Annotated in this window: 24 protein-coding genes; 9 read left to right on the forward strand and 15 right to left on the reverse strand. The window is 71.1% G+C overall.

What is annotated here, in order from left to right; translation table 11 throughout:
- The first annotated feature begins 334 nt into the window (after nucleotides 1–334).
- Nucleotides 335–1,432, forward strand: a complete 1,098-nt coding sequence (locus ACZ7CH_RS04805) for an adenosine deaminase (protein ID WP_360395988.1) — start codon at nucleotides 335–337, stop codon at nucleotides 1,430–1,432.
- Here ACZ7CH_RS04805 and ACZ7CH_RS04810 read toward each other — a convergent pair.
- The 4 genes from ACZ7CH_RS04810 to ACZ7CH_RS04825 are packed head-to-tail and all read right to left on the reverse strand — an operon-like array spanning nucleotide 1,408 to nucleotide 4,055.
- Nucleotides 1,408–1,965 (reverse strand): NAD-dependent epimerase/dehydratase family protein, encoded by a 558-nt coding sequence (locus ACZ7CH_RS04810; protein ID WP_470373162.1) that lies wholly within the window; start codon nucleotides 1,963–1,965, stop codon nucleotides 1,408–1,410. The two genes, ACZ7CH_RS04805 and ACZ7CH_RS04810, sit on opposite strands and share 25 nt — an antisense overlap.
- A 32-nt stretch (nucleotides 1,966–1,997) precedes the next feature.
- Complete coding sequence (locus tag ACZ7CH_RS04815; RefSeq protein ID WP_360395992.1) at nucleotides 1,998–3,209, reverse strand: primosomal protein; 1,212 nt, start codon at nucleotides 3,207–3,209, stop codon at nucleotides 1,998–2,000.
- Between the two features lie 55 nt (nucleotides 3,210–3,264).
- Nucleotides 3,265–3,702, reverse strand: coding sequence for a hypothetical protein (locus ACZ7CH_RS04820; RefSeq protein WP_458430257.1), 438 nt, complete (start codon nucleotides 3,700–3,702; stop codon nucleotides 3,265–3,267).
- Nucleotides 3,699–4,055 (reverse strand): hypothetical protein, encoded by a 357-nt coding sequence (locus tag ACZ7CH_RS04825; RefSeq protein WP_458430258.1) that lies wholly within the window; start codon nucleotides 4,053–4,055, stop codon nucleotides 3,699–3,701. Before ACZ7CH_RS04825 ends, ACZ7CH_RS04820 begins: the two co-directional genes overlap by 4 nt.
- A 31-nt stretch (nucleotides 4,056–4,086) precedes the next feature.
- Here ACZ7CH_RS04825 and ACZ7CH_RS04830 point away from each other — a divergent pair, with 31 nt between their 5' ends.
- Both ACZ7CH_RS04830 and ACZ7CH_RS04835 read left to right on the forward strand, forming a co-directional pair.
- Nucleotides 4,087–4,413, forward strand: a complete 327-nt coding sequence (locus ACZ7CH_RS04830; RefSeq protein ID WP_360395996.1) for a YnfA family protein — start codon at nucleotides 4,087–4,089, stop codon at nucleotides 4,411–4,413.
- Between the two features lie 10 nt (nucleotides 4,414–4,423).
- A complete protein-coding gene (locus ACZ7CH_RS04835) occupies nucleotides 4,424–4,858 on the forward strand; it encodes a limonene-1,2-epoxide hydrolase family protein (protein WP_470373163.1) in 435 nt (144 codons plus the stop codon).
- On the opposite strand, the gene ACZ7CH_RS04840 is transcribed toward ACZ7CH_RS04835, so the two are convergent.
- Both ACZ7CH_RS04840 and ACZ7CH_RS04845 read right to left on the reverse strand, forming a co-directional pair.
- The gene (locus ACZ7CH_RS04840; protein ID WP_470373164.1) at nucleotides 4,840–6,033 is read right to left on the reverse strand and encodes a C40 family peptidase; all 1,194 of its coding nucleotides are present in this window, start codon (nucleotides 6,031–6,033) and stop codon (nucleotides 4,840–4,842) included. The genes ACZ7CH_RS04835 and ACZ7CH_RS04840 overlap by 19 nt on opposite strands.
- Complete coding sequence (locus tag ACZ7CH_RS04845; RefSeq protein WP_360396001.1) at nucleotides 6,030–6,356, reverse strand: type VII secretion target; 327 nt, start codon at nucleotides 6,354–6,356, stop codon at nucleotides 6,030–6,032. Before ACZ7CH_RS04845 ends, ACZ7CH_RS04840 begins: the two co-directional genes overlap by 4 nt.
- A 91-nt stretch (nucleotides 6,357–6,447) precedes the next feature.
- Between ACZ7CH_RS04845 and ACZ7CH_RS04850 the strand changes: the two genes are divergently transcribed.
- Nucleotides 6,448–6,984, forward strand: a complete 537-nt coding sequence (locus tag ACZ7CH_RS04850; RefSeq protein ID WP_470373165.1) for an SMI1/KNR4 family protein — start codon at nucleotides 6,448–6,450, stop codon at nucleotides 6,982–6,984.
- Here the strand turns inward: ACZ7CH_RS04850 and ACZ7CH_RS04855 are convergent.
- From ACZ7CH_RS04855 to ACZ7CH_RS04865, 3 genes are all read right to left on the reverse strand, one after another.
- A complete protein-coding gene (locus ACZ7CH_RS04855; RefSeq protein ID WP_360396005.1) occupies nucleotides 6,947–7,471 on the reverse strand; it encodes a VanZ family protein in 525 nt (174 codons plus the stop codon). The genes ACZ7CH_RS04850 and ACZ7CH_RS04855 overlap by 38 nt on opposite strands.
- Nucleotides 7,472–7,548: 77 nt before the next feature.
- The gene (locus ACZ7CH_RS04860; RefSeq protein WP_470373166.1) at nucleotides 7,549–9,726 is read right to left on the reverse strand and encodes an FtsX-like permease family protein; all 2,178 of its coding nucleotides are present in this window, start codon (nucleotides 9,724–9,726) and stop codon (nucleotides 7,549–7,551) included.
- Nucleotides 9,723–10,409 (reverse strand): ABC transporter ATP-binding protein, encoded by a 687-nt coding sequence (locus ACZ7CH_RS04865; protein WP_360396008.1) that lies wholly within the window; start codon nucleotides 10,407–10,409, stop codon nucleotides 9,723–9,725. Before ACZ7CH_RS04865 ends, ACZ7CH_RS04860 begins: the two co-directional genes overlap by 4 nt.
- A 109-nt stretch (nucleotides 10,410–10,518) precedes the next feature.
- Here ACZ7CH_RS04865 and ACZ7CH_RS04870 point away from each other — a divergent pair, with 109 nt between their 5' ends.
- Genes ACZ7CH_RS04870 through ACZ7CH_RS04880 form a run of 3 tightly spaced genes read left to right on the forward strand, consistent with a single transcriptional unit; the run spans nucleotide 10,519 to nucleotide 12,478 of the window.
- A complete protein-coding gene (locus ACZ7CH_RS04870; RefSeq protein WP_360396010.1) occupies nucleotides 10,519–11,649 on the forward strand; it encodes a sensor histidine kinase in 1,131 nt (376 codons plus the stop codon).
- A complete protein-coding gene (locus tag ACZ7CH_RS04875) occupies nucleotides 11,646–12,275 on the forward strand; it encodes a response regulator transcription factor (protein ID WP_360396012.1) in 630 nt (209 codons plus the stop codon). Before ACZ7CH_RS04870 ends, ACZ7CH_RS04875 begins: the two co-directional genes overlap by 4 nt.
- Nucleotides 12,272–12,478 carry a helix-hairpin-helix domain-containing protein gene (locus tag ACZ7CH_RS04880; protein WP_360396014.1) on the forward strand — a complete coding sequence of 69 codons (207 nt, stop codon included), beginning with the start codon at nucleotides 12,272–12,274 and terminating at the stop codon, nucleotides 12,476–12,478. The genes ACZ7CH_RS04875 and ACZ7CH_RS04880 overlap by 4 nt, the downstream gene beginning before the upstream one ends.
- Before the next feature lie 4 nt (nucleotides 12,479–12,482).
- Here ACZ7CH_RS04880 and ACZ7CH_RS04885 read toward each other — a convergent pair whose 3' ends face one another.
- The 6 genes from ACZ7CH_RS04885 to ACZ7CH_RS04910 form a co-directional block, all read right to left on the reverse strand.
- A complete protein-coding gene (locus ACZ7CH_RS04885; RefSeq protein WP_470373167.1) occupies nucleotides 12,483–13,346 on the reverse strand; it encodes an aldehyde dehydrogenase family protein in 864 nt (287 codons plus the stop codon).
- A complete protein-coding gene (locus tag ACZ7CH_RS04890) occupies nucleotides 13,339–14,766 on the reverse strand; it encodes an aldehyde dehydrogenase family protein (protein WP_360396017.1) in 1,428 nt (475 codons plus the stop codon). The genes ACZ7CH_RS04885 and ACZ7CH_RS04890 overlap by 8 nt, the downstream gene beginning before the upstream one ends.
- 3 nt (nucleotides 14,767–14,769) lie before the next feature.
- A complete protein-coding gene (deoC, locus tag ACZ7CH_RS04895; RefSeq protein ID WP_360396019.1) occupies nucleotides 14,770–15,726 on the reverse strand; it encodes a deoxyribose-phosphate aldolase in 957 nt (318 codons plus the stop codon).
- 101 nt (nucleotides 15,727–15,827) lie between these two features.
- Nucleotides 15,828–16,472 carry a DUF1707 SHOCT-like domain-containing protein gene (locus ACZ7CH_RS04900; RefSeq protein ID WP_360396021.1) on the reverse strand — a complete coding sequence of 215 codons (645 nt, stop codon included), beginning with the start codon at nucleotides 16,470–16,472 and terminating at the stop codon, nucleotides 15,828–15,830.
- A gap of 19 nt (nucleotides 16,473–16,491) precedes the next feature.
- On the reverse strand, nucleotides 16,492–16,686 hold the full coding sequence (locus ACZ7CH_RS04905; protein ID WP_360396023.1) for a hypothetical protein: 195 nt from the start codon (nucleotides 16,684–16,686) through the stop codon (nucleotides 16,492–16,494).
- A gap of 171 nt (nucleotides 16,687–16,857) precedes the next feature.
- The gene (locus tag ACZ7CH_RS04910) at nucleotides 16,858–17,850 is read right to left on the reverse strand and encodes a Gfo/Idh/MocA family protein (RefSeq protein ID WP_470373168.1); all 993 of its coding nucleotides are present in this window, start codon (nucleotides 17,848–17,850) and stop codon (nucleotides 16,858–16,860) included.
- A 100-nt stretch (nucleotides 17,851–17,950) separates the two neighbouring features.
- On the opposite strand from ACZ7CH_RS04910, the gene upp reads away from it, so the two are divergent.
- Both upp and ACZ7CH_RS04920 read left to right on the forward strand, forming a co-directional pair.
- Nucleotides 17,951–18,574: a uracil phosphoribosyltransferase gene (gene upp / locus ACZ7CH_RS04915; RefSeq protein WP_360396027.1), complete on the forward strand. Its 624-nt coding sequence runs from the start codon at nucleotides 17,951–17,953 to the stop codon at nucleotides 18,572–18,574.
- A 95-nt stretch (nucleotides 18,575–18,669) separates the two neighbouring features.
- The gene (locus ACZ7CH_RS04920; RefSeq protein WP_470373169.1) at nucleotides 18,670–19,968 is read left to right on the forward strand and encodes a glycoside hydrolase family 18 protein; all 1,299 of its coding nucleotides are present in this window, start codon (nucleotides 18,670–18,672) and stop codon (nucleotides 19,966–19,968) included.
- The last annotated feature ends 36 nt before the right edge of the window (nucleotides 19,969–20,004 follow it).

Here is a 20,004-nt window from a genome sequence, read left to right on the forward strand (position 1 = left end):
GGCTGAGTGCCTTCGTCCAAGGGGAGGGGAGACCACGGGAGCCTATCCGCGTCATGGCGTGGCTCCGTACCACCCCCGCCGGAAAAAGGCCGTGCGCGGATGGCTGACTAGCCCGGTCGGGCTAGCGTGCTGGACCGAACGCCAAGTCACTGGCCGCGAGTGGGCGGTAGCGAGAAGTGATGTTCCTACCTTGGGGTGATGTGAGCCTCGCCCTGGTTGCAGAAAGTTGCTGATCACGGATCGGCAACATCTGAGAACGACTCCTGAGCATAGCGCCGCCAAGATCATTTCATCCGGCTCTGAAGCGGCGTGTCGCCTGGAGTAACGTGTAGTGATGTCCACGCCGCTTACCTTGGAGACCATCCGCAGCGCGCCGAAGGTCCTGCTGCACGACCACCTCGACGGTGGCCTCCGCCCGCAGACGGTGATCGAACTCGCCGATGCCACCGGCTACCAGGGCCTGCCCACCACCGACGCGGGCGTCCTGGGCGGCTGGTTCCGCGACAACGCGAACTCCGGGTCCCTCGTGCGCTACCTGGAGGGCTTCGCCCACACGTGCGGGGTCATGCAGGACGAGGCGTCCCTGGTCCGCGTCGCCGCCGAGGCCGTGGAGGACCTCGCGGCCGACGGCGTCGTCTACGCCGAGATCCGCTACGCCCCCGAGCTGAACACCGAGAAGGGCCTCTCGCTGGAGCAGGTCGTCGAGGCCGTCCAGGAGGGCTTCCGGGTCGGGTCCGCCCGCGTCGCCGAGACCGGTCGCAAGATCCGCGTCGGCACGCTGCTGTGCGCCATGCGCCAGAACGAGGGCTGGCTGCGCATCGCCGAGCTCGCCGTCCGCTACCGCGACCTCGGCGTCGTCGGGTTCGACATCGCGGGCCCCGAGGCCGGCTTCCCTCCCACCCGCGGCCTCGACACGTTCGAGTACCTGCGTCAGCAGAACGCGCACTTCACCATCCACGCCGGTGAGGCGTTCGGCCTGCCCTCGATCTGGGAGGCGATCCAGCACTGCGGTGCCGAACGCCTCGGCCACGGGGTGCGGATCGTCGACGACATCAAGGTGTCCGACGGCGACGTCGCCGGCGCCGAGCTGGGCCGCCTGGCCGCGTACGTGCGCGACCGCCGCATCCCGCTGGAGATGTGCCCGACGTCGAACCTGCAGACCGGTGCCGCCCCGACGCTCGCCGAGCACCCGATCGGCCTGCTCGCGAAGCTGCGCTTCCGCGTCACCGTCAACACCGACAACCGCCTGATGAGCGACTGCTCGCTGTCGAGCGAGTTCGCCGCGCTCGCCGAGACGTTCGGCTACGGCTGGGCCGACCTGCAGTGGTTCACGATCAACGCCATGAAGTCGGCGTTCATCGGGTTCGACGAGCGGCTCGCCATCATCAACGAGCTCGTCAAGCCGGGCTACGCGGCGCTCACCGCGCGGTAGTCCATGCGCTCTCGTCGACCGGGCTGAGCGTCCGCAACGGCTCCCACCACGCGCGGTTGGCCGCGTACCAGCGGATGGTGTCCCGGACACCGGCCTCGAAGCCGATCTCCGGGCGCCAGCCCAGCTCGCGGCCGGATCTCCGGGCGCCGGTCCAGTTCGCGGCCGATCACGCGGGAGTCGAGCAGGTAGCGGCGGTCGTGACCGGGCCGGTCCGGCACGACCTGTTCGCGCGACTGCGGCAGCACGTTCCCAGGGAACTGGTTCGGCCCGTAGATGTCGGCGCAGTTGGTGATCGTGACCGGCAGCCCGAACGTCTCGAAGTACGACCGCACCGCGTGGTCGCCGCCTGCCTTGGAGGCGTTGCACGGCGTGCGCGGCCGGTAGGGCGAGTCCCCGTGGAACGCCTCGGTGGCGTCGACGCCGGCCAGCTCGGCCTCGCTCTCCATCGACCCGACCGGGCCGTGGTCGCCGAGCGTGCTGCGGTCGCGGAGGTCGGCGGCGAGCCGCTGCGACGAGGAAGGGGCCGCTCGCATCGCGCGAGCGGCCCCTTCCCCGTGCCGGAACGTCAGTTGACGTTGAGCCGGTCCTCGAACTTGGCCTGCAGCTCGCGGAACGACGCCACCTCCGCGTCGTACGGCGCGGACGGCGCGAGCCGCGTCGGGTCCGGCGCGACCACGAACGACACCAGCCAGCCCAGCGACTCCGAGGTGGCCAGCGCCTCCTTCACGGACTCGTCGCCCGCCCACTCGGCCGCGTCCTCGAACAGCTCGACGGCGAGGTCGAGCTGCTGCGGGTCGAGGGCGTCGGGGCCCTCCTCCATGTCCTCGGCGATGCCGGTGAGCACGTAGACGTTGTCGTCGTCCACCTCGGCGTCGAGCTCGCCCGCGGTGGCCTTGACCTTCACGTCGTTCCAGGTCTCGACCTCGGCCAGGTCGTGGTCGTCGTTCTCGGCGACGAACCGGCTCAGCGCGCGCGACGAGGTGAAGACCTCGATCTTGCCGCGGCGGCCCAGGAAGATCGGGTCGTCGCCGAGGTAGCAGCGCAGCGTGTAGAACTCGCCGGCGGACGTGATGATCTTGATGGGGTCGATGCCGACCTCGGCCCAGAAGCCGGTGGGCTCCGCCTTCTCCTCGTCGCCGTCCTCGGTGACGTCGTCGACCTCGGCGGGCTGGGCGGCTTCGAGCTCCGCGAGCTCCTCCTGCGCGAGGGTGAGCTCCTTCTCCGGCACCTCCGGCGTGTTGACCACGCTGTCGATGGCGTCGAGGACCTCGTCCCACTTCTCCGAGACGACCGAGGACAGCTCGTCCCACAGCTTCGCCCCGTCACGGCCGCTGAACGGCAGCGTGCCCTGCGGCAGCAGCGAGAAGCCCTCCGCGGAGTCGAGCACCTCGTGGATCTTCTCGAGGTCGCAGACGTCCGCGAGCGACCGGACGATCGCGATCACGTCCGCGAGCTCGCCGATGGTCCAGGTGTCCGGGTCCTCCGCGACCAGCTCGGGCACGCCCACCAGGTCGAACTGGTGGTTGTCGTCCGGCGAGAGGTCCGCGATGCCGAGCTTCGGCACGATCGGCCACGCCGGGTGGTCGGTGAGGTCGTGTTCGCCCGCGGTGCGCACGAAGGCGGCGAGGTGCGCGGCGTCGGGGAAGACGAACAGGTCCTCCTCGTCACCGAGGAAGGCCTCCCACTCCTCACCCTCCTCACGCCACCGGGGTGCCCACAGCGTGACCACGTCACCCTGCGTCAGCCCCAGCTCGATGGGGACGATGTCCTGCGCCATCACTGACCTCCCGGTCATGCCTGCCGAATGCCGTGGGCGAGCCTAACGGTGCTGATCACCGGCGCCCAAAGGGGTTCTCGAAGAAGGCGTCCTCGTCCGGGTCGTCGACGAGGGGCGTCCTCGGCTGCCTGGGCGCAACCGCCTCAGGAGCTGCAACGACCGGGGGCACCACCGGGTTCCACGTCGCGCGGAACGGCGAGTCGCCGGCGATCGCCTCGACGTTGATGGCCATGCCGTCGCCCAGCGCCAGCGCCATCCTGTTGAAGCTCGTCTGCACGGCCGCGTTCGTCGCGAGCCGCGCGGTCTCGGTGGCGACCTGGCCGACCGCCCGCGCACCCCGGCTCAGCAGCGCGGGGTGCAGGTGCAGGGCCCTGAGCTCACCGCTCGCCGTCGCCGTGGCGGTGCACAGGCCGCTCGGGTGCTCGACGGTCTCCGCGGTCATCGCGAGGTCGCGCTGGAGCTGCTCGACGGCCCGCATGCGTTCCTCGTTCACCGCAGCCACCCCTGCTGCTGCTCGTCGTCGTGGCCGCGTTCGAAGCCCATCGCGTTCAGCTCCCGCGGGTCGACGACCCGTTCCAGCGTCTCGTGCAGCCGCGAGCCGGCGCTGAGCCGGGCCTTCTCGGCGACGCGCACGATCTCGGCGGCCAGCCCGTGCGGACCCATCCGCAGCGCGGCGGCGCTCACCGAGATCTCCAGCGGCGGACCACCCGGTGTCCCGACCACCGTCACCGCGCCGTCCGGCGAGGACGCCCGTCCCGTGACGGGACCACTGCGCGTGACGTGTTCCGACACCGCCTGCCCGACATCGCGCACCTTCCGAGCGGCGCGCTCGACGTCGTCGTCCACCTGATCACCCCCTACTGCGACAGTGTGCCGCATGATCCTGCGTTCGGTCGCGTTGTTCGCGCTCGCCGCCCTGCTGGAGATCGGCGGTGCCTGGCTGGTCTGGCAGGGCGTCCGGGAGGACCGCGGCTGGTTGTGGATCGGCGGCGGGGTGATCGCGCTCGGCGTGTACGGCTTCGTCGCCACGCTGCAGCCGGACGCGAACTTCGGCCGCATCCTCGCGGCCTACGGCGGTGTGTTCGTGGCCGGGTCGCTGGCCTGGGGCATGGTGCTCGACGGGTACCGGCCGGACCGCTACGACGTCACCGGCGCGCTGATCTGCCTGGTGGGCGTGGCCGTGATCATGTACGCGCCTCGCTAACGTTCCGGGCGTGACGAACCCGAGCGACGTTGTCCTGGCGCTGCTGCGCGCCACCGAGACCCTCGACGAGAACGCCGTCGTGCGGCACATGGGCGACGAGGTGGTGTGGCGGAACATGCCGTTCCCGCCCGCTCGCGGCAAGAGGACGGTCGCCCGGCACCTGCGGCTGATGAACAGGGCCGTCACCGGCGTCGAGGTCCGCGTCCACCACATCGCGGCCAACGGCAACGTCGTGCTCACGCAACGGACCGACGTCGTCCGGCGCGGCGGGTTCGAGGCGGCGTTCTGGGTGTGCGGCACGTTCGTCGTGAAAGACGGCAAGGTCGTGCTGTGGCGCGACCACTACGACCACGCGTACGTCGCGGGCGCCTTCCTGAAGGGCCTGGCCAAGCTCGGCCTCGGCGCCCTCAGGAAGACGCTGTCCGGTCAGCCCGTCGGGCGGTAGAACCCGTAGAACGACATGCCGGAGTTCGTCGTGCGGATCGGCTGCACCTGCACGGGGTCACCGGCCTCGACCATCTGGCCGTTGCCGATCACCATCGCGACGTGGCCGTCCCACACCACGAGGTCGCCGGGCAGCACCTGGCCCGGCGGCACCGAGGCGCCCATCGCCTGGTCGCAGGCGGGCCGCGGGATGTCGAAGCCCGCGCCCTTGTAGGCCCACTGCGTCAGGCCGGAGCAGTCGGTGCCCTGCGGCGGGTTCGCGCCGCCCCACACGTACGGCGTGCCCAGCGCGGACAGCGCGTTGCGCACGGCCATCGCCGCGGTCTCGTTCGGCGCCTCGGCGCTGCTGCCGTCGGGCAGGTTCACGCCGACGCCGTCGCCGGGCTGCGGCGGGATCGCGACCGGCAGCCGCGGGCCGGAACCACCGCCACCACCACCGTTGCCGCCGCCCCCACCGCCGCCGCCTCCGCCACCACCGCTGCCGGAGCCACCGCCGCCGCCACCGCTCGAACCGCCGGAGCCGTTGCCGTTGCCGGACGGAGCGGCCTCCTGCTTCGGGGAGTCGGAGACGCCCGACGTCGAGGTCGAGCCGTCGTCACCGCCCAGCGGCTCGCCGAGCTTGCCGAGAGCGCCGGTGTCGGGTTTCTGCATGCCGTTCAGCTGGCCGACGAGCTGGGTGAGCTGCTCGCGGACCTTCTGCAGCTCGGCCGTGGTCTTCGCCTGGTAACCGCTGGCCATCCCGGCCAGGTCGGCGAGCGCGGCCAGCACGACGCCGGGGCCCGCGACGAGGCTGGCGGCCACCGCGGCGGCGAGCCGCGGGGTGGCCTTGGCGGTGAACTCGTCGATGAGGCCCTGGATCGCGGTGCGACCGCCGGTCACGGCCGAGACACCGGCCGAGGCCACCCCCTTCACCGTCGAGGCGTTCTGCACGAGCACGTTCGTGGCCGCGGCGAACGTCGCCACGCGGCCGGTGAACGCGTTGGCCTTGTCGCCGGACCACGTGTTCAGCACCGCGGTGGACGCCGAGCTGTGCCGGCCGCCGAGGTCGGCGAGCGCGGTCTGGGCGCGGTCGAACGCGTCACCGGCCCGCTGGGCACCGCCGGTGTCGCCGTCCAGCTTCGCCAGGTCCTGCTTCATGGGCGCGATGAACTGGCCCAGCAGCCCCTCGACGCTCACGTGCGGGCCGCCTTGTTCAGCGCGGCGGCGTTCGCGTCTTCCTGCGCGATGTAGGCCTCGCGGGCCTTGGTGACGGCGGTGCCGAGCCCGGACAGCCCCGTGGACGCCGCTTTCAGCGCGTCCAGCTGCACCTGCGCGGCCTGCTGGAAGGCCGCGCTGAGCCCGACCTCGTCGCCGATCTTGCCGAAGCAGTCGCCGGGCAGCGCGGTGGTGCCGCTCAACGTGCCGGTGCCGACCGTGCCGATCTCGTTCGCCAATCCGCTGACCGCCGACGCATATCCGGTCAATGCGTCGAGATCGACCTTGAGACCCTGTTCTGCCATCTGAAGCCGCTTCCCCCGGTGTGACCTGTTCGCGTTGATCCTGCCCCGATGAGCGGTACCTCGCCCGTCGTTCCGCCAAGATCATGGAACAGTGGGTGTCATCGAGCACTGGAACCGGATCCTGGCATGGCTGGCGGAACACGCTCCCGCTACCCGAGCCGTGCTCCGTCCGAGGTACGACGCACTGCCTGAGCTGAGGGTTCCCGACGACCTGCAGCTGTGGTGGAGCGTCTACGGCGGAACGGACCCCGACCTCTTCGCCGAGATCCTGCCGCCCTTTTACACACCGCTGGGTGCTGAACGGGCTTTTGTGCTGAGGGAAACCCACGTCAAGAAGCTGGCGGATTCTTCGGAAGCGGGTTCGCCGACGATCGGATTCCACTCGGAATGGCTTCCGATCGCGTTCGACGGCACCGGTGACGTGCTCGCCGTCGACCTCCGTCCCGGCGTGCTGCGCGGCTGCGTGGTCGAGTGGGACAAGGACCGCAACGAGATGTCCAAGCCGGAGTGGACGTCGATCGTCGAGATGTTCGACCAGGTCGCCACGGCACTGGAGACGCGCAGCGCGATCGGGCACTGCACGGCCGAGGTCAACTCCGCTGGTGAGCTGGGCTGGCGGACCAGCTGACCCGGTCGGCGACGCCGGTCCAGACCTTCACCGCGGCCACCGCGCAGAGCCACCCGAGCGCGGTGCCGGTGGTGTTGGCGACCAGGTCGTCCACGTCGAAGATCCGGTTCGCCCACAGGAGCTGCGAACCCTCGATGACGAGCGAGACGCCGCAGCCGATGAGCGCCGTCTGGCCGATGGTGCGCTTGCCCCAGAACATCAGCATCGCGCCGAGGGGCACGAACAGCAGCACGTTCAACGTCATCTGGTCGAAGGCGATCCGCCCGTCGCGGAGCGTGTCGGCGACCCACTGGAACGGGACCAGCTGCACGGACTGGCGCGGCGGCACCGTCTGCAGCGGCAGGAACGTCGCGGCGAACAGCATGCTCGCGTAGCCGGTGACGAGCGCGCTGCGCCAGGTGAGCTGGCGGAAGAACAGCTGCGGCGCAATGAAGACCACGGAGAGGAAAAGGCCCCACTGGATGCTGGCGAGCTGTGCATTCGTCATGAATCCAAAGTAGGAAAACGGCCCTCCGCGCACATCGCGCTGAGGGCCAGTTCCCGCCTCGTACTTCCGGCCGAGTGCTACTCCGCCGCGTAATCCCGCGGGCTGATGCCGCGTAGTACCGGGCCGCACGCCAACGCCGCTACCAGCGCGACCACCACTCCGACGGCGACCGGTGCCACCACCCACGGCGTGAGCGGCATTTCCCCGTGACCCACCAGTCCGCGCGCCAGGACGAGCAGTCCGAGACCCACGGCGATTCCCGCCCCGCACGCCGCGATGGTGACGGCGAACACGGGAAGAACCACTTCCCGGCGCAATGCGCGACCCAGCACGCGAATCGGCGTTCCGGCCGCTGTCAACGCGCCGAAGGTGCGCCTGCGGTCGATCACCGAACCGGCCGCCGCCACCGCCGCGCCGATGCCGCCGAGCACCGCCGCGATCGACAGGCCGATGACCGTGGCGCGCCGGAGGTCCTCCATCAGCGTGTCGCCGTAGAGGCCGCGCTGCTCACCGTCCGCGAGCCGCGCGCCGGGCAACGTGCCGACCAGTGCCGTGTGCACGACCTCGCGGTTCTCCGCCGTGGTCGGCACGCCGACCATCGACACCCGGCCCGCCAGCTGGGGCAGCACCTCCGGGTCGATCACCGCGAAGATCCGGCCGGCACCGGTGAACGCCCGCGTCTCGTACCGCCGCGGCAGCGGCACGGTGACCTCGTCACCCGGCCCGGCGGTGCGGAACCGGTCCCCCCGCAGCTCCTCGGGGGCGTAGACGGCCGGGCCCGGCCGGCAGTCCAGGCCGGTGAGGACCGTCGCGACCTCCGCGCACCTGCCGACGACGACGTAGTGGCCGGAGCGGCCCTCCTCGCCGTCGCTCACGAACCCGTCGAGCATCGGCACGACCGGCGCCGAGGTGGCCGCGCGCAGCGGTCCGAGGTCGCTCGACACCTGCTCGGCGACGATCGCGCCCCCCTGCCACGTCGCGTCGCGGAACGGCACCTGGCTCTCCAGGCCGGGCAGCATCGTCAGCGCCATCGAGCCGGTGAACACCGCTATCACCACGCCTGCCGAGCCGCGGAACGCCGCCACCGGGTCACCGGCGAGCCTGCGCCCGGCGAGCAACGTCGACGGCGTGCGCCACCGGCCCACGAAGAACCGGCCGACCTGCGCCGTGAGCACCGGACCGGCCAGCACCAGCGCCAGCGCCACCGCGCCGAGCCCGAGCAGCACCACGGTGAACTGGCTGTCGCCACCGGCCTGCTGCGCGTAGACGATGCCGAGGAAGAACACGCCCAGCGCGACGGCGATCGACACCAGCCGCCACGACCGCACCCGCCGCTGCTCCTCTGCGGCCAGCGGACGGTTCACCACGCGGCGCAGCCCCATGATCGCGGCCGCGATGACCAGCACCGGTGCCAGCAGGGCCACCGCGGCGACCACCGCGGTCGAGGGCACGAAGTCGCCGGGGTACCAGGTCCCGCCCTCCCACGGGATCTTCGCGGTCAGGTGGCTGAACGGCTGGGCCGCCAGCACGCCGAGCACGCTGCCGACGACGGCACCGACCGCGGTCTCCACGGCCGTCATCACGACGACCTGCCCCGGTGTCGCACCGGCCAGCCGGAGCGCGGCGAGGCGCCGTTCCCGTTTCGCCGCCGTCAGCCGCGCGGCCGAGGCGACCAGCACCAGGCACGGCACCACCAGCACGACCAGGCCGACGCGGGTGAGCAGGTAGAGCATGCCGTGGTGGTCGTCGCGGTAGGAGCCCGCCGCGTTGCGCAGCGCGTCGGTGCTGAACCCGTTCACGCCCGCGCGTCCGACGACGGCGACGAGCTCACCGGGGTGCTTGAGCGCCTCCGGCCCCAGCACGCCGGCGACCGTGCCGGGGAAGCGGTTGCCGAGCTCCTCGGCCGGGTGCGCGCGCACCAGGTCGGCCAGCGCGGGGGACAGCAGGACCTCGCCGGCCTCCGGGAACCTGCCGAGACCGGCGGCGACCGGCACGTCACCCGGCTCGTTGCGGGAGACCTCGAACCGCTCGACGAGCTGCCCGCGGAACGAGTCGGTGGTGTGGTCGACCGCGATCCGGGTGCCCTGGTTCACCGCGTCCCGCCACGCGGTGCGGTCGGCGCGCGCCTGCAGTCCGTTCGGTGCGGCGACGAGCCACAGCACCAGCGACACCGCGATCATCACGCCGAGCGCGACCAGCACGGTGGCGACCTGGCTGCGGCGGTCCCTGCGCAGCACCGCGAGCGCGATCCTCATGCCGGCACCTGACCGCGGTTCGGAACGGCGATGCGGCCGTCCTGGATGTCGACGACCCGGTGGGCCCGGTCGGCGATCGCCTTGTCGTGCGTGACGATCACGACAGCGGCGTTCGTCTCCCGCGCGGCCTGCAGCAGCGCGGTCATCATCTCCTGCCCGGTGCGGGTGTCGAGGGCACCGGTCGGCTCGTCCGCGAACACCACCCGCGGCCGGTGCGCCAGCGCCCGTGCGATCGCGACCCGCTGCGCCTGGCCGCCGGACAGCTCACCGGGCCGCCGCTGCTCCATGCCCTGCAGGCCCAGCCGCGCGAGCCACAGCCGGGCCGCGCCGAGCGACTCCTCGCGCGAGCGCCCGCCGAGCAGCATCGGCAGCGCGGCGTTCTCCTCGGCCGTGAGCTCGGCGACGAGCATGCCGGACTGGAACACGAACCCGAACGCCGTGCGCCGCAGCTCGCTGCGCCCCGTCTCGCTCAGCTCCCCGATCGCGCGCCCGTCGAGGAACACGTCACCGCCGTCGGCCCGCAGGATTCCGGACAGCACGTGCAGCAGGGTCGTCTTGCCGGAACCGGACGGGCCGACCACGGCCAGCACGTCACCTGGCGAGATGTCGATGTCCACCCCGGCGAGCGCGTGCACGTCGCCGTAGGTCTTGACGAGGCCACGAGCGGCCAGAACCGAATTCATGGTGCTGACGGTGCCGGGTCCGCGCCGGGGAAACCTCAGCCTTGACGACACACCGGATCAGCCGGATGACCGAGGCCGGAACGGTTCGGTGGTCCTACCGTTGTCTCCCGTGGACAGTCATCGGGGCCAATGGCCGATCGCCGCCGGGCTCGCGCTGCTGATGCTCGCCGAGCTCATCTTCATGTCGGGGCCGACGAGCTCGCAGGCCCTGGTGTGGCTGCTCAGCGTGCCGCCCTGCATCGCGGCGGTGGCGTCGTTCAGGTCCCGCGCCTTCACCATCCCGGTGACCGTGGCGTCGATCTTCGTGGCGTCGTTCGTGGTCCGGCTGTTCGACGTGAACCTGCCGACGGTCCTCAGCCCGCTCACCGTGGCCGAGACCGCCGCCTGCCTGGTGCTCACCGCCGTGGTCGTGCGCGAGGAACCCCGCCGCTCCGCCACCTGGTCGGTCGGCTCGCTGATGGCCGTGAGCGTGTTCGCCGCGATCATCCGCGACAACTGGCTCGCGTCCTACAACTACAACGAGGTCCTCGGCTCCCTCGTCCTCGGCTTCCTCGCCGTCGGCACCGGCCTGTACTTCCGCGCCCGCGACTCCGAGAGCGGCCGCCTGATCGCCGCCGCCGTCACCGACGCGCAGAAGGAGGAGCGCATCGTCCTGGCCCGCGAGCTGCACGACGTCGTCGCCCACCACGTCACCGGCATGCTCATCCAGGCCCAGGCGGCGCTGGAGGTCTCCGACGACGACCCGCGCGCCGCCCACCGCCTGCTGCCCGGCATCGTCCGCAGCGGCACGGAGGCCCTCGGCGCGATGCGCCGCCTGGTCGGCACCCTGCGCCAGGGCGAGAACGACGTGGCCACCACCGACCTCGCCGCCGACGTGATCGCCACCGTCGAACGCACCCGCGAGCTCGGCTTCACCACCCGCCTGCGCATGGACCTGCCCGAGGTCGTGCCCCCGGAGCTGGGCCGCTCGGTGCTGCGCCTGGTCCAGGAGTCCCTGACGAACGTGCACAAGCACGCCGAGTCCCCGACCGCGGTCGACGTCGACATCTCCCGCACCCCCGCGGGAGCACTGCGCGTGGTGGTCGCCGACGACGGCCGCCCCGGCGAGCTGAACCAGGGTGGGTACGGTCTGGTGGGCATGCGTGAACGCGTCGACCTGCTCGGCGGCCTGTTCTCCGCCGGCCCGCGCGAGAACGGCTGGCAGGTGCTCGCGGAACTGCCACTGGAAGGAACCAAGTGATCTCGGTCCTCATCGCCGACGACCAGGAGATGGTCCGCGTCGGGTTTCGGATGATCCTGGAGAAGCAGCCCGACATCACCGTCGTCGCCGACGTGCCCGACGGCGTGACCGCGGTGACCGCCGCCAGGGAACTCCAGCCGGACGTGGCGCTGCTGGACATCCGCATGCCCGGTCTCGACGGGCTGGAGGTCACCAAGAAGCTGTCCGTGACCTCGACCAAGGTCGTCGTGGTGACGACCTTCGACCTGGACGAGTACGTGCACACGGCTCTGGAGAACGGCGCTTCGGGATTCTTGACCAAGGACGCCGGGCCCGCGCTGCTGGTGGAGGCCGTGCGGGCGGCAGCCGCCGGGAACGCGCTGATCTCGCCGCAGGTGACCGTGCGGATGCTGGAGCACTTCGCGCGGCCCGCGTCGCGGCCGGACCTCGGGCTGCTCACGGCTCGGGAGCAGGACGTGGTGCGGGAGGTCGCCCGCGGGCTGTCGAACCAGGAGATCGCCGGGGCGTTGTACCTGTCGTTGTCGACGGTGAAGACGCACCTGGCGTCGGTGCAGACGAAGTTGAACGTGAAGAACCGGGTGGGGATCGCTTCGTGGGCCTGGCGGGCGGGGCTGGTGAACTCGTGACCGAACAGCCTGAGACCGAGTTCCCGCGTGCCATCGGCAAAGTCGCCACCCGTGAGCTGGCCGCCCACGGCTACACCACGTTCGACTCCCTCACCGAGGTCTCCGCGAAGACCCTGCTGAGCATCCACGGCGTCGGCCCGAAGGCGGTCCGCATCCTCGGCGAGGAGCTGGCGGCGCAGGGCAAGACCTACGCCGCCGGCTGAGGTCTCACACCCCCATCGGGTGCCAGACCGTCTTCGTCTCCAGGTACGCCCGCAACCGGGACAGGTCCGGCTCGCGGGTGAAGTCCTCGTCGGGCCGGATGCGCAGGACCCGCTTCACCGTTCCCGCGGCCGACCGTTCCAGGTCCGCGCGCAGCGACTCGGGGGCGCCGGTCAGGTCCAGGGCGTTCACGTCCGCGTGCGAGGCGAGCCACGGGGCGATCTCCGCCGTGTGGCCGGTGATGATGTTGACGACGCCGCCGGGCAGGTCGCTGGTGGCCATCACCTCGGACAGCGTGATCGCCGGGAGCGGGCGGTCCTGCGAGGTGATGACGACGCAGGTGTTGCCGGAGGCGATCACCGGGGCGATGACCGAGATCAGGCCCAGCAGGGACGACTGCTGGGGGGCCAGTACGGCCACCACGCCGGTCGGTTCCGGGGTGCTGAACGAGAAGTACGGGCCGGCGACCGGGTTCGAGGAGCCCAGGACCGCGGCGATCTTGTCCGTCCAGCCCGCGTACCAGACCCAGCGGTCGATGGCGGTGTCCACGAGGGACTGGGCCTTCTTCACCGCGACGCCCTCGGAGACAGCGACCTCGGTGGTGAACTGCTCGCGGCGGCCCTCCAGGACCTCGGCCACCCGGTACAGGACCTGGCCGCGGTTGTAGGCCGTGGCGCCGGACCAGGGGCCGAACGCCTTGCGGGCCGCGGTCACGGCGTCGCGGGCGTCCTTGCGGGAGCCGTGGGCGGCGTTGGCGAGGAAGGCGCCCTTGGTGTCGGTCACCGGGTAGGAGCGGCCCGACTCGGAACGCGGGAAGGCGCCGCCGATGTAGAGCTTGTAGGTCTTCGCGACCGAGATGCGATCAGACATCGAGGTAGGCCTCCAGACCGGTGCGGCCGCCCTCGCGGCCGAAGCCCGACTCCTGGTAGCCGCCGAACGGGGCGGTGGGGTCGAAGCGGTTGAACGTGTTGGACCACACCACGCCGGCGCGCATCTTCGACGCCATCCAGAGGATGCGCGAGCCCTTCTCGGTCCACACGCCGGCCGACAGGCCGTACGGGGTGTTGTTGGCCTTGGCCACGGCCTCTTCCGGGGTGCGGAAGGTCAGGACCGACAGCACCGGGCCGAAGATCTCCTCACGGGCGATGCGCATCGCCTGCGAGACGTTGGAGAACACCGTCGGGGCGAAGTAGAAGCCCTTGTCCGGCAACGGGCACGAGGAGGTCCAGCGGACCGCGCCCTCGGCCTCGCCCGACTCGGTCAGCTCCTGGATCTTCGTGAGCTGCTCGCGGGAGTTGATCGCGCCGACGTCGGTGTTCTTGTCGAGCGGGTCGCCGACGCGCAGCGTGGACACGCGGGCGTGCAGCTTCTCCAACAGCTCGTCGGCGACGGACTCCTGCACGAGCAGGCGGGAACCGGCGCAGCAGACGTGGCCCTGGTTGAAGAAGATGCCGTTGACGATGCCCTCGACGGCCTGGTCGAGCGGGGCGTCGTCGAACACGATGTTCGCCGCCTTGCCGCCGAGCTCCAGGGTGAGCTTCTTCGCCGTGCCGGCCAGGTTGCCCTGGATGATCTTGCCGACCTCGGTCGAGCCGGTGAAGGCGACCTTGTTCACGTCCGGGTGCTCGACGAGGGTCGCGCCCACGTCACCGGCACCGGGGAGGATGTTGACGACGCCCGGCGGCAGCTCGCACTGCTGGATGATCTCGGCGAGCACCAGCGCGGTCAGCGGGGTGGTCTCGGCGGGCTTCAGCACCACGGTGTTGCCGCAGGCCAGGGCCGGGGCGATCTTCCACGCGGCCATCAGCAGCGGGAAGTTCCACGGGATGACCTGACCGGCCACGCCCAGCGGGCGCGGGTCGGGGCCGTAGCCCGCGTACGAGAGCTTGTCCGCCCAGCCCGCGTGGTAGAAGAAGTGCGCGGCGGCCGTGGGGACGTCGACGTCGCGCGACTCCCTGATCGGCTTGCCGTTGTCCAGCGACTCCAGCACCGCGAGCTCACGGCCGCGTTCCTGGATCTGGCGCGCGATCCGGTAGATGTACTTGGCGCGCTCGGCACCGGGCATCTTCGACCACACGCGGTCGTAGGCGCGGCGTGCGGCCGTCACCGCGGTGTCCACATCGGACTTCGACGCGGTGGAGACCTCGGCCAGCACCTCCTCGGTGCCGGGGTTGATGCTCTTGAGCGGTTCGCCGGAGCCCTCGACGAACTCGCCGTCGACGAACATCCGGTAGTTCGGCTTGAGGTTCGCGATGGCCCGCGACTCGGGCGCGGGGGCGTATTCCCACATGTGTCAGTCCACCGTCACGTAGTCCGGGCCGCTGTAGTGGCCGTCCAACTGGGTCCGCCGCTGCATGAGCAGGTCGTTCAGCAACGTCGACGCGCCGAACCGGAAGAGGTGCGGGTCGAGCCACTCGGGCCCGGCCACCTCGTTCACGGCCACCAGGTACTTGATCGCGTCCTTGGTCGTGCGGATGCCACCGGCGGGCTTGACCCCGCGCAGCTCGCCGGTCTGGGTCTTCCAGTCCCGCACCGCCTGCAGCATCACGTGCGTGACCGGCAGCGTCGCCGCGGGCTGCACCTTGCCGGTCGAGGTCTTGATGAAGTCGCCGCCGGCGAGCAACGCGAGCCACGAGGCGCGGCGGACGTTGTCGTAGGTCACCAGCTCACCGGTCTCCAGGATGACCTTGAGGTGCGCGTCCCCGCAGGCCTCCTTGACCTTGACGATCTCCTCGAACACCAGCCCGTAGCGGCCGGAGAGGAACGCGCCGCGGTCGATCACCATGTCGACCTCGGCGGCGCCCTGCTCGACGGCGAACCGGGTGTCGGCGAGCTTGACGTCGATCGTGCTGCGGCCGCTCGGGAACGCCGTCGCGACGCTGGCGACGCCGATCCCGCTGCCCTGCAACCCGTCGACGGCCGTCTTCACCATGTCCGGGTACACGCAGACGGCGGCGACCTGCGGCACGTCCGGCCGCTCCGGGTCGGGCCTGCGGGCCTTCGCGGCGAGCGAGCGGACCTTGCCGGGGGTGTCGGCGCCTTCGAGCGTGGTCAGGTCCACCATGCTGATCGCCAGGTCGATGGCGTGCAGCTTGCTGGCCTTCTTGATGCTCCGCGTGCCGAGGCCCGCGGCTCGTTGCTCGACGCCGACCTGGTCGACGCCGGGAAGGCCGTGCAGGAAGCGCCGCAGCGACGATTCGTCGCGCACGGCGTCCGCCAGGGCCGACGGCAGTGTCGTAGGAGCAGCCATGGTCCGGAGTCTAGGCGGAATGGGACGCCCGTCCTAAGTGAGCGGGTTCGCGCAGGTCAGCGCCGTTTGCGGCAGCCTCGGGCCCGCTGTCGGGGCCGATGTCAGTCCAGGAGCTCGCGCAAGATCTTGGACTTCTTCTTCTTGGGCCCCTTGACCTCGACCCCGCCCATGATCGCGAGCCCGGTGACCCGCACGGTCGGCGCGCCGGGGATGTACCGGCGGCTCGGCGCCTTGTCCTCGAACCCGCCCAGGAGCCCGAACCCGTCGACCTTCACGTTGATGTCGTCGGGCACGCGCACCTCGACCCCGCCCCAGAACGCGAAGACGCTGATCGTGACCTCCTGCTCGGCGAACCGCGCGTGGGTCAGGTCGAGCTCGACGCCACCCATGACGGCCACGGCGTTGTGCAGCCGCGGCACCACCCAGTCGCCCTTGCGGTTGACGCCGGACCAGAACGCCACCGACACGGCACTGCCGGGCTCACCGCCGACGCGGTGGTCGACAGCGGAGTGGTGCTGCGGTCCCACCGCGGGCTGCGGCAGCCCGTTGAGCACCAGGTCGGCGGTGATGGGAGCGAGCTCACCGTAGGTCTTGGCGGCGTAGACGGCGGTCAGCCGCTCGTCCAGCTCGTGGATGTCGAGGCGCCCCTCAGCGGTCGCCTCGTGCAGCACCTGCGCGATCCGTTCCCGGTCCGCGTCCGAGGCGCGCAGGTGACTCTGGTCAGCCGGTACCAGCTCGTCGCTCACCCGATCGAGTCTAGAACCCTCACTTGCGGTTCGGTGCGTACTTGACCGTGATCGCGAAAGCCGCGACCAGGAGCAGCGCGAGACCGCACGCGAGGGCCGGCTCGTGCAGCCACAGCCGCGGCAACGCGCCGATGAGCACCCCGAGGGTGACCGACACGACCAGGATGAGCAGCGGCGACTCACACCGCTGCCGGACGGGCTTCTGCTCGATCATCACCGTTCACACCTCCGCGTCTTGTCTGGACTCCAAGAACTTCGGAGGTGCGGAGCGGGTTCTTGACTCCCGGAACGGGTGGGGCAGGACCCTGATCAGGTGGTCCGCCGGTCGCTCTCCTCGACGGGGCGGGCGAGGCGGGCGGGCGGACGAGGTGGGCGGGGCAGGAGCTCAGGCGCTCGGCCGGCGCACCGGCAGACCGGCGGACCGGTAGACCGCGTCGATCACCGCCATGTTCCGCACCGCGTCGTCCGCCGTCGTCGGGAACGGCTTGCCGTGCAGGACCGCGTCGGTGAACGCGTCGAGCTGGTGGGCGTAGGTGGAGCGGCGGCCGAACGTCTCCACCGAGCGCCTGTCCTTGAGCCGCAACGACAAGCGGTGGGCGAGCTGCGGGCCGAGCGGGTTGAGCACGGTCAGCACGCCGTCCTCGCCGACGGCCCTCATCGACAGCTTGAGGACGGTGGCCGACCACAGCGAGGCGTGCACGGAACCCGTGTGGCCGGAGGGGAAGCGCAGGGTCGCGCGCATCGCCCGGTCGATCGCCGGGGCGCGCAGCAGGGCGTGGGCGGAGCGGACCGCGGGCTCCTCGCCGCCGAGCAGGCGGGCCATGTGCACTGCGTAGCAGCCGGCGTCCATCATCGCGCCGCCCGCGAGCGCGTAGTCGTAGCGGATGTCGGAGAACACCGGCAGCGGGAAGCAGACGGAGGCCTCGACGTGGCGCAGCGGGCCCAGTGCACCGGACCGCACGATCTCGGCGGCGCGCTGGGCCAGCGGGTGGTAGCGGTAGTGGAAGGCCTCCATCACCACCAGGCCGGAGGCCTCGGCGGCGGCCGCGACGGTGGCGGCTTCGGCGGCGTTGGCCGTGAAGGGCTTCTCGCACAGCACGTGCTTGCCGGCTTCGAGGGCGGCCAGGGTCCAGCGGCCGTGCAGGCCGTTGGGCAGCGGGTTGTAGACGGCGTCCACGGCCGGGTCGGCGAGCAGGGCCTCGTAGGAACCGTGCACGCGGGCGATGCCGTGCCGGTCGGCGAACGCCTGCGCGCGGTCGGTGGAACGAGCCGCCACGGCGACCACCTCGGCGGCGGTCGAGGAGCGGGCGGGGCGGATGACAGCGGTCGGCGCGATCCTGGCCGCGCCCAGCACTCCGATGCGCACGTGGTCCGTCACGCGGCTGACCCTACACCCGCCGAGTTAACGGTGTTCACGACGGCGGCCTGGTCCACTCTGGACACCTTGCCGGGTTCGCCCAGCGGTTACGGTGTCGGGCATGGACGTCCTCGTCGTCGATCACCCGCTCGCCAAGGCGAGACTCACCACCATGCGCGACGCGCGCACGGACAACGCGGCGTTCCGCGCGGCGTTGCACGAACTGACCGTCATGCTGGTCTACGAAGCGATGCGGGAGGCGCCGCTGAAGGAGGACCGCACGCACACGCCGGTCGCGCGGACCACCGGCTTCAGGCTCGCGAACCCGCCGCTGCTCGTGCCGGTCCTGCGGGCCGGGCTGGGCATGGCCGACCAGGCGCACAAGCTGATCCCCGACGCGCAGATGGGGTTCGTGGGGCTCGCGCGCGACGAGGAGACGTTGCAGCCGACGCCGTACATGGAGTCGCTGCCGGAGGACCTCGCCGGGCGGCCGGTGCTCGTGCTCGACCCGATGCTCGCGACCGGTGGCTCGATGGCCTACACGATCCGGCTGCTGACCCAGCGCGGCGCGACGGACGTGACGGCGGTGTGCGTGCTCGCGGCTCCCGAGGGCATCAACCACCTCGAGGACTCGAACCTGCCGGTGCGCCTCGTCACGGCGTCGGTGGACGAGCGGCTGAACGACTCCGGCTTCATCGTGCCCGGCCTGGGCGACGCCGGTGACCGTCTGTACGGGGCGGTTTAGGACATACCTCCGATCGGACGTAGCAATGGTCTAGACCTCAGGCCTATCGTGCTGTGGACCGCATCGCCGCTGCCGCGATCTGACTGAGGAGTCACATGTCCAGACGGAGATGGGGTGTCGCCGCACTCGCGGTCGGCGCCCTGTCCGCGTCGCTGGCTTCCGCGCCCGCGAACGCCGACGTCGAGACCAACGGGCACCACGGGTACTCGAAGACCCGCACGGTCGGGTACTTCATCCAGTGGGGCGTGTACGACCGGAACTTCCGGGTCAAGAACCTCGTGGACAGCGGGGCCGCGGCCCGGCTCACGCACCTGAACTACGCGTTCGGGTTCCTCGACGAGTCGGGCAAGTGCGTCAGCGCCGACCCGTGGGCGGACTGGCAGATGCCCCACACCGCCGAGCAGTCGGTGAGCGGCAAGGCCGACGAGGCCGGTCAGGTGCTCATGGGCAACCTGAACCAGCTCAAGCAGCTCAAGGCCAAGTACCCCGGGTTGAGGGTGAACATCTCCCTGGGCGGCTGGACGGGGTCGCGGTACTTCTCCAACGCCGCGCTGACCCCCGAGTCGCGCGCCGCGCACGTCAAGTCGTGCACCGACATGTGGATCAAGGGCAACCTGCCGGGGCTGCCGGCGGGCGCCGCGAAGGGCGTCTTCGACGGCGTCGACCTCGACTGGGAGTGGCCGGCGAGCGAGGGCAACCCGACGCCGCCGAACGTCGTGCGCCCCGAGGACAAGCAGAACTTCACCAAGCTGCTCGCCGAGTACCGCAAGCAGATGGGCTGGAACCGCGACCTCACCGCGTTCCTGCCGGCCGACCCCAGGCAGGTCGACCGGGGCTTCGAGGTCGCGAAGGTGTTCTGCTACCTCACCTTCGGCACCTTGCAGGGCTACGACTACCACGGTGCGTGGGACGCGGCGGCGAACCAGCAGTCCGCGCTGCGCGTGCCCAAGGGCGACCCGTCGGAGTTCGAGTTCAGCTCCGAGGTGACGGTGAACGCGTGGCTCTCGCGCGGTGCCCCGCGCTCCAAGGCCGTGCTCGGCGTGCCGTTCTACGGCCGCGGCTGGGACGGCGTCGCACCCGGCACCCGCAACGGCCTGTTCGGCACCGGTGTGCCCGCGCCCGCCAAGTACGAGAACGGTTACGAGGACTTCCACCGCATCAAGGCGAAGCTCTCCGAACCCGGCAACACCTACAAGGTCCACCGCGACGAGCGCGCGGGCTTCGCGTGGATCTACGACGGCAAGACGTGGTGGACCTACGACGACGCGACCGAGATGAAGCGCAAGGCCCGCTTCATCAACGACCGCCGCCTCGGCGGCGCGATGATCTGGTCGCTCGACGGTGACACCGCGAACGGCGAGCTGATCAAGGCGCTGGACGGCGCCCTCAGGTAGACGCCGCACCACAGGCGAACTGTCCCGTTGGGACAG

The organism is Lentzea sp. NPDC037011 (assembly GCF_055607425.1).

Coding starts and splice junctions, on each gene's coding strand:
- ACZ7CH_RS04805 (WP_360395988.1), top strand. CDS start 335: ATGTCCACGCCGCTTACCTTGGAGACCATCCGCAGCGCGCCGAAGGTC.
- ACZ7CH_RS04810 (WP_470373162.1), bottom strand. CDS start 1,965: ATGCGAGCGGCCCCTTCCTCGTCGCAGCGGCTCGCCGCCGACCTCCGC.
- ACZ7CH_RS04815 (WP_360395992.1), bottom strand. CDS start 3,209: ATGGCGCAGGACATCGTCCCCATCGAGCTGGGGCTGACGCAGGGTGAC.
- ACZ7CH_RS04830 (WP_360395996.1), top strand. CDS start 4,087: ATGATCCTGCGTTCGGTCGCGTTGTTCGCGCTCGCCGCCCTGCTGGAG.
- ACZ7CH_RS04845 (WP_360396001.1), bottom strand. CDS start 6,356: ATGGCAGAACAGGGTCTCAAGGTCGATCTCGACGCATTGACCGGATAT.
- ACZ7CH_RS04855 (WP_360396005.1), bottom strand. CDS start 7,471: ATGACGAATGCACAGCTCGCCAGCATCCAGTGGGGCCTTTTCCTCTCC.
- ACZ7CH_RS04860 (WP_470373166.1), bottom strand. CDS start 9,726: ATGAGGATCGCGCTCGCGGTGCTGCGCAGGGACCGCCGCAGCCAGGTC.
- ACZ7CH_RS04865 (WP_360396008.1), bottom strand. CDS start 10,409: ATGAATTCGGTTCTGGCCGCTCGTGGCCTCGTCAAGACCTACGGCGAC.
- ACZ7CH_RS04885 (WP_470373167.1), bottom strand. CDS start 13,346: ATGTCTGATCGCATCTCGGTCGCGAAGACCTACAAGCTCTACATCGGC.
- ACZ7CH_RS04890 (WP_360396017.1), bottom strand. CDS start 14,766: ATGTGGGAATACGCCCCCGCGCCCGAGTCGCGGGCCATCGCGAACCTC.
- deoC (WP_360396019.1), bottom strand. CDS start 15,726: ATGGCTGCTCCTACGACACTGCCGTCGGCCCTGGCGGACGCCGTGCGC.
- ACZ7CH_RS04905 (WP_360396023.1), bottom strand. CDS start 16,686: ATGATCGAGCAGAAGCCCGTCCGGCAGCGGTGTGAGTCGCCGCTGCTC.
- upp (WP_360396027.1), top strand. CDS start 17,951: ATGGACGTCCTCGTCGTCGATCACCCGCTCGCCAAGGCGAGACTCACC.
- ACZ7CH_RS04920 (WP_470373169.1), top strand. CDS start 18,670: ATGTCCAGACGGAGATGGGGTGTCGCCGCACTCGCGGTCGGCGCCCTG.